Source organism: Flavobacterium pallidum (assembly GCF_003097535.1).
Classification (GTDB): domain Bacteria; phylum Bacteroidota; class Bacteroidia; order Flavobacteriales; family Flavobacteriaceae; genus Flavobacterium; species Flavobacterium pallidum.
In genome coordinates this window covers 310,521-324,809 of record NZ_CP029187.1, presented here as the reverse complement: position 1 = coordinate 324,809, position 14,289 = coordinate 310,521, and the positions used below count along the sequence as shown (strand labels likewise).

Sequence of the window (14,289 nt, the reverse complement as noted above, 5' to 3'; positions counted from 1 at the left end):
AACAGAATCAGATAAAATTTTTCTTACAGTTAAATCACAAAAGCTTATATTTCTTCGTTTCGGTTCATGTCGCTGTAGCCAGTGGCCTTGCCGATTAATGTCCCGCTGGTACAATCTGTAATCAGCACGTTTACAAAGTCACCCATTTTGTAATGCTCCTTCGGGAATACCGTCATGATGCTTTGCGAATTCCTTCCCGACCAGTCTTCAGGAGATTTCTTCGACTCTTTTTCAATCAAGACTTCTACAATTTGGCCGACAAATTCGTTGGTACGGATGGCACTGTGCTCGCGTTGCAACGCGACGATTTCCTGCAAACGACGCAGCTTCACCTCCTCCGGCACATCATCTTCCATTTTCCTCCCGGCCAAAGTTCCCGGCCTTTCAGAATATGAATACATATAGCCGAAACCATATTTTACCGCTTCCATCAGGTCTAAAGTGTCCTGGTGGTCCGCTTCGGTTTCCGTAGGGAAGCCTGCGATCATGTCCTGGGTGATGCTGCAATCCGGAATAATCCTTTTGATGTTGCTGATTAAGTCTAAATATTCAGCACGCGTGTGCAAACGGTTCATTTCCTTCAGGATCCTGTCGCTGCCCGATTGTACCGGCAGGTGGATGTGCTTGCAGATGTTCGGGTATTTCGCAATGACATGCAAAACGCTTTCATGCATGTCCTGAGGGTTCGAGGTCGAAAAGCGGATGCGTAGTTTCGGGTAAGCCACGGCAACCATTTCAAGCAGCTGGTCGAAACCTGTGGCAGTGGCCTTCTGCATGTCGGTGACTTTGTCGAAATCTTTTTTCAGTCCGCCGCCATACCATAAATAACTGTCGACATTCTGCCCCAAAAGGGTAATTTCCTTATAGCCTTTTTGCCAAAGGTCTTCGATCTCGGCCATGATGCTCTGCGGCTCACGGCTGCGTTCACGCCCTCTTGTAAAAGGCACCACGCAGAACGTACACATGTTGTCGCATCCCCTGGTGATGGACACAAAAGCCGTTACGCCATTGCTCATCAGCCTTACCGGGGAAATGTCTCCGTAGGTTTCTTCTTTTGAAAGGATCACGTTTATGGCGTCATTCCCGTCTTCGACTTCCTTTAATAGATTAGGCAAATCCTTGTAGGCATCGGGTCCTACGACCAGGTCGACGATTTTCTCTTCCTCGAGGAACTGCGCTTTGAGCCGTTCGGCCATACAGCCCAGTACGCCGACTTTCATCTTTGGGTTCTGGCGTTTCTTGACGGCATTGTATTTTTCGAGGCGCTTGCGGACGGTCTGTTCTGCCTTGTCGCGGATGGAGCAGGTATTGACGAGCACCAGGTCGGCTTCTTCGAGTATCTGTGTCGTGTTGAAGCCGTTTTCCAAAAGGATGGATGCGACGACCTCACTGTCCGAAAAGTTCATCGCACAGCCGTAGCTTTCGATGAACAGTTTTTTTGTATTTCCTGATTTTTGTTCCAATACAAGGCTTTCACCCTGCTTGCTTTCTTCGATGATCTTTTCCATAAGTCGTTGTCGCATCCCTTTTTTTAGGGCCTCAAAGATACAGGAAATGATTTTAATGTGACAAGTTGGCAGGCGGAGTTTAACAATTCTTTATTTTGTATTAAGTCTTCGAGCGAAACGGATTAGCGACTTGGCACCATGACAGCCTCTAATCCAAAAAATAAAGCTGCAAGTAATACTACAAAAATTAAAAAGTACATACTGTTCCTGAAGTTGTGCGTTTTGTTAATCTTGTCGTCCTGCCGCTGACAAATTGATTCATATGTGGCGCAGAGCACAACCAATGACAGTACGATGATATTAAGATAATCGTGGTCTACAGGGATTTTGATATGCATCATTTGCAGCAGCAGGTGGGCGAAGATAATCGTAATCATGAAGATTCTAATCATCTTTCGGAACGGCTGATGTGTTTTAGCGATTTCCATAAAATTATTTTAAGTGTTTTTGAAATTCAAATCTATGTAAATTATTGATGTCTTAAGTGCGGGAAACTACGTGATTACCATAAAACAATATCGCTTCACATGACGTGCTTTCCCCCGGACTTTTGAGATGATAATATATATAGGTATCACGATGAATTTCCCCCATCCCATTGTTATTTAAAAAAAACCTATACTTTTGCGAACAACAAAAAGTGGATTATGGCAAAGAATTTAGTGATCGTGGAGTCGCCTGCTAAGGCAAAAACAATAGAGAAATTCCTTGGTGCCGACTTCCAGGTGGAGTCGAGTTACGGCCATATTGCCGATCTTCCTTCCAAAGAAATCGGGGTTGATGTTGAGAACGGTTTCAAACCGAGATATGAGGTTTCGCCCGATAAGAAGGCTTTGGTAAGCAAACTCAAAACACTTTCAAAGAATGCCGAGATGGTCTGGCTCGCTTCCGATGAGGACCGTGAAGGAGAAGCCATTTCGTGGCACCTGGCCGAAGAACTAAAACTCGACAGCAAGAAGACAAAAAGGATTGTTTTCCATGAAATCACAAAGTCGGCCATCCTGAAAGCCATCGACAATCCACGTGAAATAGACTATAACCTTGTCAATGCACAACAGGCGCGGCGTGTTTTGGACCGCCTCGTAGGATATGAACTGTCGCCGGTGTTGTGGCGTAAAGTCAAAGGCGGATTATCAGCAGGACGTGTGCAATCTGTAGCGGTTCGTTTGATTGTGGAAAGGGAACGCGAGATACAGGACTTCAAATCTGTGGCAACGTATTCCATCACCGCAGAATTCATCAACGAAGCCGGAAAATCGTTTAAGGCAAAGCTTCCTAAAAACTTCGGCACTAAAAAAGAAGCTGAAGATTTCTTAAATAAAAATGCAGGCTCTATATATAAGGTATCGGATCTTGAAACCAAACCGACAAGGAAATCACCTGCGGCACCATTTACCACATCGACATTGCAGCAGGAAGCGGCACGAAAGCTGTACCTTCCGGTAGGCATCACAATGCAGTTGGCGCAACGGCTGTATGAAGCGGGATTGATTACTTATATGAGAACGGATAGCGTGAACCTTTCACAGGAAGCCATGGGCGCTGCCAAAGCAGAAATCATTACTTCGTATGGTGAGCAGTTTTCGAAACCGCGTACGTTCGCGAACAAAAGCAAAGGCGCGCAGGAAGCACACGAAGCCATTCGCCCGACGGACATGTCAAGGCATACCGTGAATATTGACCGCGACCAGGCCAGGCTTTATGAACTGATCTGGAAACGGACGCTTGCCTCGCAAATGAGTGACGCGGAACTGGAGCGCACCAACGTTAAGATTGAAGCCAATAACCATAGCGAATTGTTTAGTGCAACAGGTGAAGTATTGCTTTTTGAAGGCTTCCTGAAAGTATACCTCGAAGGGCATGATGACGATGAAGAAGAGCAGGAGGGCATGCTGCCGGCGATGAAAGTAGGCGAGAGGCTGCAGAATTCCTACATCACCGCAACGGAAAGGTATTCGAGGCCATCCGCAAGATATACCGAAGCGTCATTGGTAAAGAAACTCGAGGAGCTTGGCATCGGGAGGCCATCCACGTATGCACCGACGATTTCTACCATCATCAACAGAAATTATGTAGAGAAAGGCAACCTGGAAGGGCAGGAGCGTAATTATACGCAACTGACATTGGTTTCGGGTAAGGTTTCGGAAAAACAATTGAAGGAAAACACAGGTTCTGATAAAGGCAAGCTTGTCCCGACCGATATCGGGATCATTGTAACGGATTTTTTGGTGAAGAACTTCGGGAATATTTTAGATTACAATTTTACTGCTAAAGTGGAACAGGATTTTGACGAGATTGCAGAAGGCAATGTCAACTGGGCCAAGATGATGCAGGAGTTTTACAGCCATTTTCATCCGAATGTGAAGGAAGTGGAAGCCAATGCCGAGCGTGAAAGCGGGGAAAGAATCCTTGGAAAAGACCCGAAAACCGGCAGGCAGGTTAGTGTGCGCCTTGGGAAATTTGGTCCGATGGCACAAATCGGAGAGCCGGAAGATGATGATAAGCTGTTTGCGAGTTTAAGGACAGAGCAGAATATCGGGAGTATTACTTTGGAAGAAGCATTGAATTTGTTTTTGTTGCCGAAGAACCTTGGTATATATAAAGGTGAAGAAGTAGAAGTGAACAACGGCCGTTTCGGGCCTTATGTCCGTTTCGGGAAAGTGTTCATTTCATTGCCTAAAGGTGAAGATCCGCTGGATGTCACTATGGACCGTGCGAAGGAACTCGTCGACGAAAAGCTGAAAGCTGATGCGCCGATTGCGCATTATAAGAATGAAGGTGTTCAAAAAGGCGTGGGGCGCTTCGGGCCGTTTATTAAATGGAACGGGTTGTTCATCAATGTGAGTAAGAAATACAACTTCGACAACCTGTCGCAATCCGATATTGAAACACTGATAGAGGAAAAGCTGCAGAAGGATATTGATAAAGTGCTGCAAAACTGGCCTGAAGAAGGTATTGTGATTGAAAAAGCACGTTGGGGGAGATCGGTGATCACGAAAGGAAAAATCAAGATCGAACTGAGTAAGGATGTCGATGCTGCAAGTCTGACATTGGCGCAGGTCCAGGAAATGATCGAGAAGAAAACCCCGAAAAAAGCAGTGAAAAAGACTGTCGCGAAGACTATTGTAAAGAAACCGGCGGCTAAAAAAACAGCCGCGAAAAAGAAATAAAATATGGAACTGGATTTTCTGACTCCTGTAAGTAATGATATTATTGGTTTTGTTGATCAGCTTTCGTCCCAGCATTTGGGCAGTAAGGTGGCCATGCATACTGATAAGGATTTTCCGGATCTGGACCGGATTCGTGTCGCTATTGTTGGGGTGTTGGAGAACCGGGGGAATCCGGATCGCTTTGAAGATGCTGATCTGACGGCGATCCGTAAGGAATTTTACAGCCTTTTTCCCGGGAATTGGGAGGGTTCGATTGCAGATTTGGGCGATATACAATCAGGCAATTCACTGCATGATACATATTTTGCAGTCCAGGCGGTGATCGCTAATTTGATCAAGAGAAGGATTATACCTGTAATAATAGGAGGGACGCAGGATTTAACGTATCCTCTGTATCGTGCTTACGATCATCTGGAACAAATGGTAAACCTGGTGTCTATCGACAATAAGTTTGACTTTGGGAAACACGACAGTCCTGTCAGTGCAGATTCTTACCTGACAAAAATCCTGATGGACGAGCCGACGAACCTGTTCAATTATAGTAATATAGGATACCAGACCTATTATAATTCACAGGAAGAGATTGATTTAATAGAAAAGCTTTTTTTTGAAGCATATAGGCTTGGCGAAGTGTCTGCAAATATCGCCATTGCGGAGCCGGTTTTTCGCGATGCTGACGTGGTGAGTTTAGATTTAACATCTGTAAAGTCTTGTGATTCAGGTAATTTTGTTACTTTTACTCCGAATGGTTTCAATGGAAAGGAAATCTGTTCTTTGGCACGTTACGCGGGAATTAGTGATAAAGTATCTTTATTTGGGATTTTCAATCACAATAATTCAAAACAGGAATCCGTTTTAGTGGCCCAGATATTGTGGTATTTCATAGAAGGCTTCCATTACCGTTCCAATGAATATCCTTTTGGCAGCAAGGAGCATTACCTTAAATATACTGTTCCGACAGAAGATGAATTTCTGGTATTTTACAAGAGCAATAAAACTGATCGCTGGTGGATAGAAATCCCGTTTGTATCGACGGGTAATAATAAATTAAAAAGAAACACGTTATTACCGTGTTCGTATAAAGATTACGAAGAAGCGTGCCATCAGGAGCTGCCAGCGAGGTGGTGGAAAGCACAAAGAAAAAACATACTGTAAATCAGAGGACTCGCTGTAAAATTCGTGATATTTACCTCATATTTCACAGTTTTTTAAGTTTTTGTTAGTAAAAAAATTGTTTTTTAAAAAAATAATAGATAGGTTTACGCCCTTAAAATTATGAATACATTTTAACCCAAATTTATATGAAGAAGTTCATTGCATTTGCAGCATTATCATCATTATTGTTCAGCTGTGGTTCAAGCGATAAAGGAGAACTTGTTGGAGTAAAAGGAAAAAAATGGCATCCTGAGAAACCTTATGGAATGTCGTTAGTCCCTGGAGGCGCTTTTATCATGGGTAAATCAGATGATGATTTGGCTAATATAGGTGATGCTCCTACAAAGACAGTAACGGTACGTTCATTTTACATGGATGAAACGGAAATTACAAATAGCGAATACCGTCAGTTTGTGGAGTGGGTAAAAGACTCTACGATCAGGGTTCGTTTGGCGATTCTTGCTGACGAAGTGGGTGGTGGTGCCGGAGGCGGGACTGCTGCTGGTAAAGGCAAAAGCGGTAAAGCTGGAGGAAGCATCAATGATTATGCTTTTAATGATGCTGATCCCGCTAAAATGACGCCTTACGACAAATATATGTACGAAAATTATTACAGCGTTAGTGATGGTGAGGATATGTATGCGGGAAGGAAGCTGAACCACAAAGTCAAACTTCAGACCAATACTGCCAAATACCCTGATGAATATTACAGTGAGGTTATGGATTCTATGTATATACCTGTTGCTGAGTCTTATAATGGTTTGAGGACTATTGATGTTTCTAAATTGAAATTCCGTTACTCTTGGATGGATATCCAGGCTGCTGCTAAAGCTAAAAAAGGAAAGAGAAGTAAGTTCATCAAAACAGAACAAGAGCCTATTTATCCGGATACTACTGCATGGATCAAGGATTTTGCGTATTCTTATAATGAGCCAATGCACAATGACTATTTCTGGCACCAGGCTTACAGCGAATATCCTGTTGTTGGAGTAAGCTGGAAACAGGCAAAAGCATTTTGCGCCTGGAGGACATTAAATAAAAATACATACATCAAATCTAAAAAGAAACACAACGATCTTGTAAATTCATTCCGTCTTCCTACAGAAGCAGAATGGGAGTATGCTGCAAGAGGTGGTCTGGAGTCTGCTACTTATCCGTGGGGAGGTCCTTATGCTAAGAGTGACAGAGGTTGTTTCTTGGCTAACTTCAAGCCTAACCGAGGGGATTATGCTGCTGACGGTGCTTTGTATACAGTAGAAGCTAAGTCTTACGATCCAAACGGATATAATCTTTACAATATGGCGGGTAACGTTTCTGAGTGGACTGATTCTTCGTATGATCCAGGAGCTTACGAATATGTTTCTACCATGAACCCGAATGTTCCTGATACGAAAAACCAACGTAAGGTAGTGCGTGGTGGTTCGTGGAAAGATGTTTCTTACTACCTTCAGGTAAGTACCCGTGATTTCGAATATGCTGATACTGCTAGAAGCTACATCGGATTCAGGACAGTACAGGACTATATGGGCTTGCAAGTAACAGGCAATGCGCCTAAAAATTAATTAACCAACTTTTATAAACTATATTCTAATTAACAAAAAAATTTATTTATTATGGCAATTTTAAGCAAAAAAGCAATGAACTTCGCTTACGGTATGGGAGCGGCGGTAGTAATCGTAGGAGCGTTATTCAAAATCATCCACTTTGAGCTTGGTCCTTTGACAGGTAACGTGATGCTTACTATTGGTCTTGTAACTGAAGCTTTAATCTTTGCATTATCAGCATTCGAACCTGTAGATAATGAACTTGACTGGTCATTGGTATATCCTGAATTGGCTGGTGGTCAAGCTAAAGAAAAAGGTAAAAAAGAGGATCCGAAAGATGCTCAGGGCATGTTGTCTCAAAAATTGGATGCTATGCTTAAAGAAGCAAAAGTTGACGGTGAATTGATGGCAAGTTTAGGAAACAGTATCAAAAATTTCGAATCTGCTGCTAAAGGAATTTCTCCTGCCGCTGATGGAATTGCTGCTACTAAGAAATACAGCGAAGAGCTTTCTATGGCTGCTGCACAAATGGAATCTTTGAACAGCCTTTACAAAGTACAATTGGAGAGCGCTTCAAGAAATGCTGAAGCTAACAAAGAAATTGCTGACAACGCCAGCAAACTGAAAGAACAAATGCAGTCTATGACGGCAAACATCGCATCATTGAACAATGTATACGGTGGTATGCTTTCTGCAATGAGCAATAAAGGATAATAATTAGTTTAAACACTAAAAACATTTATTAACGCATAGACTAATTATACAAAAATGGCAGGAGGAAAATTAACCCCTAGACAGAAGATGATTAACCTGATGTATCTGGTTTTCATCGCGATGTTAGCACTAAATATGTCCAAAGAAGTTTTATCGGCTTTTGGCTTGATGAACGAAAAATTTGAATCAGCAAATACGGCATCTAAAGCAACCAATCAGCAAATGCTTGCTGCTTTGGATCTGAAAGCTTCCGAAGCTGCCGGTGAATTTGCTGGAGCTGCTGCGACCGCTCATAAAGTAGAAGCTGCTTCTAAGAAGTTTTATGATTTTATTGAAACCTGTAAAGAAGAAACCAAAAAAGGTGTACAAATCGAAGAGAATGGTAAGTTGCCATATGAGCAAATGGACAAAGGTCAGAATCTTGACGAAAGCTGGTTTATAGGTGATGATTACACTAAAAGAGGTAATGAAGTAATTGCTGCAATCAACGCTTACAAAAATGAAATGAAAGCGGCTCTTACAGATAAAAAGTACGCTGCAATTTTAGCCGAAGTAAATAAAGCTTTTGATGTCTCTGATGTTACAAATAAAGAAGGGCTTAAGGATAAATTCTTGAATTATCATTTTAAAGGTTTTCCTGCAATCGCGTCTTTGTCAACATTATCAGCATGGCAAAGTGATGTTAAGAAAGCTGAGTCTGATGTAATCAGCGCGGCTTTAGGAAAAGCGGCTGTTCAGGCGGCATCTTACAGCAATTATCAGGCAATCGTAGTTTTGGAAAAAAATGCTTATTTCCAAGGAGAGAATGTAAAAGGTAAAGTTGTATTGGGTCGTTATGACGAAAATACGAAACCTACTTCTTTCCAGGGTCCTGGTAAATTGGAGAACGGTCAAGCCGTGATTTCTTTGACAGCTGGTAGTGTTGGAGAGCAGAAAATTAACGGACAGTTTACTTTCCTTGAGGATGGTAAAAATATTCCTTTGAAATTCGAAGGCAACTATGTTGTCGTACCTCGTCCTAACGAAGCAACTATTTCAGCTGATAAAATGAATGTGGTTTACCGTGGTGTTTCCAATCCAATGACTATTTCGTTTGCAGGAGTTGCTCAAAATGATGTTAAAGCGAGCGCGCCTGGACTAAGAGATCTTGGAAAAGGAAAGTACATGATGAATCCAGGTTCTGGAACTGAGGTAAAAATCAATGTAAATGCGAAATTACCTGATGGTAAATCGGTTACTGATACAAGGGTTTTCAGGATTAAGAACATTCCTGCTCCACAAGGTGCCATCGGAAAAATGATGGGTGTTGTAAAAGGGCAGAAATCAAGGCTTGAGGCTTCAACCGTAACTGCAGAGCTACCTGATTTTGATTTTGAGGTTAAGATTAACGTAGTGCAGTTTAGCATGAAAGTTCCGGGACAACCTACAGTGGTTGTGAATGGCAATAAACTGAATTCGCAAGCTAAGGCTGCTTTGGCAAGAACAAGCAGAGGTGACCAGGTAACGTTTTCTGAAATCAAGACTAAATTGGAAGGTTCAGACATTATCCTGAAGCAAACTGCCCCAGTTATTTACGAAATACAATAATAAATTTAGTTCGGCGTTTTTTAGCCAGACACTTTGAATACTAAAACTATGAATTGCAAAAATCTTTTATCAATAGCAATTTTGCTTGCAGGAGGCCTTACTTCTTTTGCTCAGTCTAATCTGTTGAATGCAAAGACACCGGATGAGATTGGCAAGAAAACAGAAGCCCAATTGAATTCTGATAATGACAAGCCGCTTCCTTACGGTTACGTTCACGACAGGGATGTAATGATGGGTAAAACGGTTATGGAAATTATTGACCTTGATGAAAGAATCAATTTCCCAATGTACTTCCCAATCGATACCAACAATATTGGTAAAGACAGAAGGTCTTTGTTTGATGTCATTATCAAGGGTATCAAATCAGGAAAAATTACTGAGGTATATGCAGATCCATATTTCAATACAAAACGCCCTTTGGGGGATTTGGAGAATACATTTAAGTTTCGCGATACTACCAATGCTGGTAGGGACGAAATAAACAATGATCCTGAAGCTTACAAAGGAAGGCACGTTGAAGCACAACCTGAAAAAAGGAACAAAAAGGGTAAGGTAATTTCTCCTGCAACTCCGGCACAGGATCTTCCGGCTGCTAAAGTACTTTCTGCAGAGTTCATCGACGAAAGATTTTTGACTTCTCAGGATATCTCGGCTTACAAAATCAAAGGCTATTGGTATTTTGATAAAAGGCAAGGTGAGATGAAGTACAGGTTGCTAGGCATTTGTCCAGTAGCTCCTGAGGCTAAAGAAGTTGGCAAAGAAGATCCGGATGTAATTGAATTGTTCTGGGTATATTTCCCGGCAGCCAGAGATGTCCTGCACGCTTCAAATGCATTCAATGATAAGAATTCTGCGATGCCAATCTCTTTTGACCACCTGTTGAACTCAAGACGTTTCAATTCTGTAATTTATGAAGAAGAAAACGTTTATGGAGATAGGCTGATTGAGGATTATATGAAGGATAACGCGCAATTGCAATTGCTCGAGTCGGAAAGGCTTAAGGAAAAGATTCGCAACTTCGAACAGGATATGTGGAATTATTAATTCGGTTTATATTTTAAACATACAAGAAACTCTTATCTTCGGATAGGAGTTTTTTATTTTCATTATGGTTGATTATTTAATTGTTGGTTGCGGACTTGCCGGTATCGCTTTTGCTGAAACAGCGATAGAGAAGGGGAAATCCGTTATTGTTTACGACAATGATTCGCAAAACTCCTCTAAAGTTGCCGGAGGCCTTTTCAATCCTGTCATACTGAAGCGTTACAGCCGGTTGCAGGATGCGATGGAACAGGTAAAGTTGCTGCAAGTCTTTTATTGCAGCATAGAAAATAAGCTGTGTGTCAAAGACAAAATTGTTTTCGATTTGCCTGTGCTGAGAAAGTTCTTTTCAATTGAAGAACAAAACAATTGGTTTATGGCATCTGATAAACCTGGCCTGACCGAGTTCCTTTCCACAACACTATTTACAAAAAGTTTCAACGGTATTCAATCGCCTTTCGATTATGGGCAGGTATTGCATACAGGATATGTAGATACACAAATGCTGATAGCAGTTTACCGGGATTATCTTAACGACATCAACTCAATCCGTTTTGAAACGTTCGACTATGGCAGCCTAAGCATCAATTATGATCGGATTTCATATCACAACCTTGAAGCAAAGCATATCGTTTTTGCGGAAGGTTTCGGAATCCATTCGAATCCATACTTCAATTACCTTCCTTTAGATGGTACGAAAGGCGAATTGCTTATTATCAAAGCGCCTGATCTCGAACTTGATGTCATCCTCAATACGAATGTGTTTATACTGCCGCTCGGCAATAATTTATTTAAAGTTGGGGCGACTTATAACTGGGATGATAAAACACCAATTCCTACTCCCGCCGGCAGAGAAGAACTCATCCAAAGAACCAAAGAAATCCTGCAATGTGATTTCGAAATCATAGAGCACCTCGCCGGAATCCGCCCTACAGTAAGAGACAGAAAACCGTTGTTAGGTACACATCCTGATTATCCACGAATGCACATCCTGAACGGATTGGGGACACGTGGCGTCATGCTTGGCCCATTTATGGCGCAAAAGCTATTTGATCATATTGAGAATCAAATCCTTTTGGAGCCATCAATAAGCATTAAACGGTTTGCGCCGGCTTAATCCTGTTTTCTTTCTGGCGAAACAAACATGTTGATGTAAATATTCCTGGACCATCTCAGGACCAAAGGCATCAATACGATCAAGCTCATGATGATGCTTATAAAAGTGACGGTTACATCCGCCTTGAAAGCAAAAAAGCAAACTGCGAATACGCCAATCCCTATAAGTACATTCAGTCCATAGCTCACATACATAGCACCATAAAAAAATGATGGCTCAATCATATATTTCAGGCCGCAGTGCGCGCATTTGTCTTTCATTTTCAGGACTTCCCGCAAATTAAATGGATTTGGGTTCACATACATGCTATCTTGTTGGCATCTCGGACAACTTCCTGTTAAAATGCTATTTAATTTGGATCCTTTTTTTAACATTTGCACAAAATTTAAATGATTGGGTTTCTTTGCGTTTTACGGATGGCAAAGTTACGAATACATTCACAGTTAATATCGCGAAATGCTCAATATACACAACCTTTCCGTTTCTTTCGGAGGCTCTTATTTGTTTGAAGAAGTAACTTTCCGTCTTGGTGCCGGAGACCGGGTAGGCCTTGTCGGCAAAAATGGCGCAGGAAAGTCGACCATGCTTAAAATCCTCGCACGTGATTTCGCTCCGGATTCAGGAAGCATTGCTACTGAGAAAGAGGTGAAAATCGGCTTCCTCCGCCAGGACATCGATTTCGAGCAGGGCAGGACCGTCCTGGAAGAAGCGTACCAGGCATTTGCCGAAATCAAGGAAGCTGAGAAAAAACTCGAATCCATCAACCACCAATTGGTCACACGCACTGATTATGAAAGTGAGGAATATTCAAAAATCATTGAGGACCTTTCAGATTATACCCACCGCTTTGAACTTTTAGGAGGTTATAATTATGTTGGTGATACCGAAAAAATCCTGCTCGGACTTGGATTCAAGCGCGAAGAATTCAATAATCCTACAGAGACTTTCTCCGGAGGATGGCGAATGCGTATCGAATTGGCGAAATTGTTGCTGCAATCCAATGACATCCTGCTTCTCGATGAACCTACAAACCACCTTGATATTGAAAGTATCATCTGGCTGGAGAATTTCCTGCGTAATTTTCCTGGTGTCGTCGTCATCGTATCACACGATAAGATGTTTTTGGATAACGTTACCAACAGGACGATCGAGATTTCATTAGGAAAAGCCTACGACTTCAACAAACCGTATACACAGTACCTTGAACTGCGCCATGAAATACGCGAAAAACAACTGGCAACCCAGAAAAACCAACAGAAAAAGATAGAAGAGACCCAAAAACTCATCGAGCGTTTCCGTTACAGTGCCACAAAATCATCGATGGCCCAGTCGCTGATCAAGAAGCTCGATAAAGTGGAACGCATTGAAGTCGATGAGGACGACAATTCTGTGATGAACATTTCTTTCCCCGTGTCAAAAGTTCCCGGAAGAGTGGTTGTTGAAGCGGACCATGTTACCAAAAGCTACGGTGATAAAACCATCTTAAAGGACATTTCCTTATTGGTTGAACGTGGCAGCAAGATTGCTTTCGTCGGGCAAAACGGACAAGGGAAATCGACGTTCATCAAAGCCATCGTACACGAATTTCCATTTGAGGGCGAAATCAAGCTCGGCCACAATGTACAGGTCGGCTATTTTGCGCAAAACCAGGCGGAATACCTTGATGGTGAAATCACTTTGCTGCAAACCATGGAAGAAGCCGCGACGGATACCAACCGCTCTAAAGTGCGCGACATGCTTGGATCTTTCCTTTTCCGCGGCGATGATGTCGAAAAGAAAGTGAAAGTGCTTTCCGGTGGCGAAAGAAACAGGCTGGCTTTGTGCAAGTTACTATTGCAGCCCATCAACGTTTTGGTGATGGATGAACCCACGAACCACCTCGATATCAAATCCAAAAACGTGCTGAAAGCAGCCTTGCAGAAGTTTGAAGGCACGCTCCTGCTCGTTTCCCACGACCGTGATTTCCTTCAGGGCATGTCGAATATCGTTTACGAATTCAAGGACACGAAAATCCGCGAATACCTGGGCGACATTAACTTTTTCCTCGAACAGCGCAATATGGAAAACATGCGCGATGTCGAGAAAAAGGACGTGGTGAAGAAGGAAGCGCCGAAGGAAGTCAGCAAACTTTCCTACGAAGACCAAAAGAAAAACAAGACGCTGCAAAACCGCCTCAGCAAAATCGAAAGCCAGATCAAGGATCTCGAAAACGACATCCAGCGCGATGACAAAGCATTGGCCTCGAATTATGACAAGCATTCGGAAGATGCCAATTTCTTCATGGCTTACAACAAAAAGAAATCGGACCTGGAAAAACTGCTCGACGAATGGGCTTTGGTGCAGGAAGAGATTGATAACGCGTAATTTTTTGGAGCACGGGTCCCGCTTTCCATTACAATCTTTTTGTCCTTAAAGAAAGGACAAAAAGGATTTTCATTTCAATCGGGGCTGGT

Annotated in this window: 11 protein-coding genes; 8 read left to right on the top strand and 3 right to left on the bottom strand. The window is 42.4% G+C overall.

The window, feature by feature from the left end:
* Positions 1–44 precede the first annotated feature (44 nt).
* The gene (gene miaB, locus HYN49_RS01165; RefSeq protein ID WP_108902408.1) at positions 45–1,508 is read right to left on the bottom strand and encodes a tRNA (N6-isopentenyl adenosine(37)-C2)-methylthiotransferase MiaB; all 1,464 of its coding nucleotides are present in this window, start codon (positions 1,506–1,508) and stop codon (positions 45–47) included.
* A 122-nt stretch (positions 1,509–1,630) separates the two neighbouring features.
* Positions 1,631–1,936, bottom strand: coding sequence for a hypothetical protein (locus HYN49_RS01160; protein ID WP_108902407.1), 306 nt, complete (start codon positions 1,934–1,936; stop codon positions 1,631–1,633).
* 219 nt (positions 1,937–2,155) lie between these two features.
* Between HYN49_RS01160 and topA the strand changes: the two genes are divergently transcribed.
* The 7 genes from topA (at position 2,156) to HYN49_RS01125 (ending at position 11,836) form a co-directional block, all read left to right on the top strand.
* Positions 2,156–4,678 (top strand): type I DNA topoisomerase, encoded by a 2,523-nt coding sequence (topA, locus tag HYN49_RS01155; protein WP_108902406.1) that lies wholly within the window; start codon positions 2,156–2,158, stop codon positions 4,676–4,678.
* A gap of 3 nt (positions 4,679–4,681) precedes the next feature.
* Positions 4,682–5,833, top strand: a complete 1,152-nt coding sequence (locus HYN49_RS01150; protein ID WP_108902405.1) for a formimidoylglutamase — start codon at positions 4,682–4,684, stop codon at positions 5,831–5,833.
* 146 nt (positions 5,834–5,979) lie between these two features.
* Positions 5,980–7,395: a T9SS ring complex lipoprotein PorK/GldK gene (gene porK / locus HYN49_RS01145; RefSeq protein ID WP_108902404.1), complete on the top strand. Its 1,416-nt coding sequence runs from the start codon at positions 5,980–5,982 to the stop codon at positions 7,393–7,395.
* Positions 7,396–7,446: 51 nt separating this feature from the next.
* Entirely contained in the window at positions 7,447–8,091 is a 645-nt protein-coding gene (gene porL / locus HYN49_RS01140) for a type IX secretion system motor protein PorL/GldL (RefSeq protein WP_108902403.1), read from the top strand.
* Between the two features lie 54 nt (positions 8,092–8,145).
* Positions 8,146–9,678: a type IX secretion system motor protein PorM/GldM gene (gene porM, locus HYN49_RS01135; protein ID WP_108902402.1), complete on the top strand. Its 1,533-nt coding sequence runs from the start codon at positions 8,146–8,148 to the stop codon at positions 9,676–9,678.
* Between the two features lie 48 nt (positions 9,679–9,726).
* Complete coding sequence (gene porN / locus HYN49_RS01130; protein WP_108902401.1) at positions 9,727–10,722, top strand: type IX secretion system ring subunit PorN/GldN; 996 nt, start codon at positions 9,727–9,729, stop codon at positions 10,720–10,722.
* A 64-nt stretch (positions 10,723–10,786) separates the two neighbouring features.
* On the top strand, positions 10,787–11,836 hold the full coding sequence (locus HYN49_RS01125) for an NAD(P)/FAD-dependent oxidoreductase (protein WP_108902400.1): 1,050 nt from the start codon (positions 10,787–10,789) through the stop codon (positions 11,834–11,836).
* On the opposite strand, the gene HYN49_RS01120 is transcribed toward HYN49_RS01125, so the two are convergent.
* On the bottom strand, positions 11,833–12,141 hold the full coding sequence (locus HYN49_RS01120) for a DUF983 domain-containing protein (RefSeq protein ID WP_317045857.1): 309 nt from the start codon (positions 12,139–12,141) through the stop codon (positions 11,833–11,835). The two genes, HYN49_RS01125 and HYN49_RS01120, sit on opposite strands and share 4 nt — an antisense overlap.
* Before the next feature lie 151 nt (positions 12,142–12,292).
* On the opposite strand from HYN49_RS01120, the gene HYN49_RS01115 reads away from it, so the two are divergent.
* Positions 12,293–14,200: an ABC-F family ATP-binding cassette domain-containing protein gene (locus HYN49_RS01115; protein WP_108902398.1), complete on the top strand. Its 1,908-nt coding sequence runs from the start codon at positions 12,293–12,295 to the stop codon at positions 14,198–14,200.
* Positions 14,201–14,289: the final 89 nt, after the last annotated feature.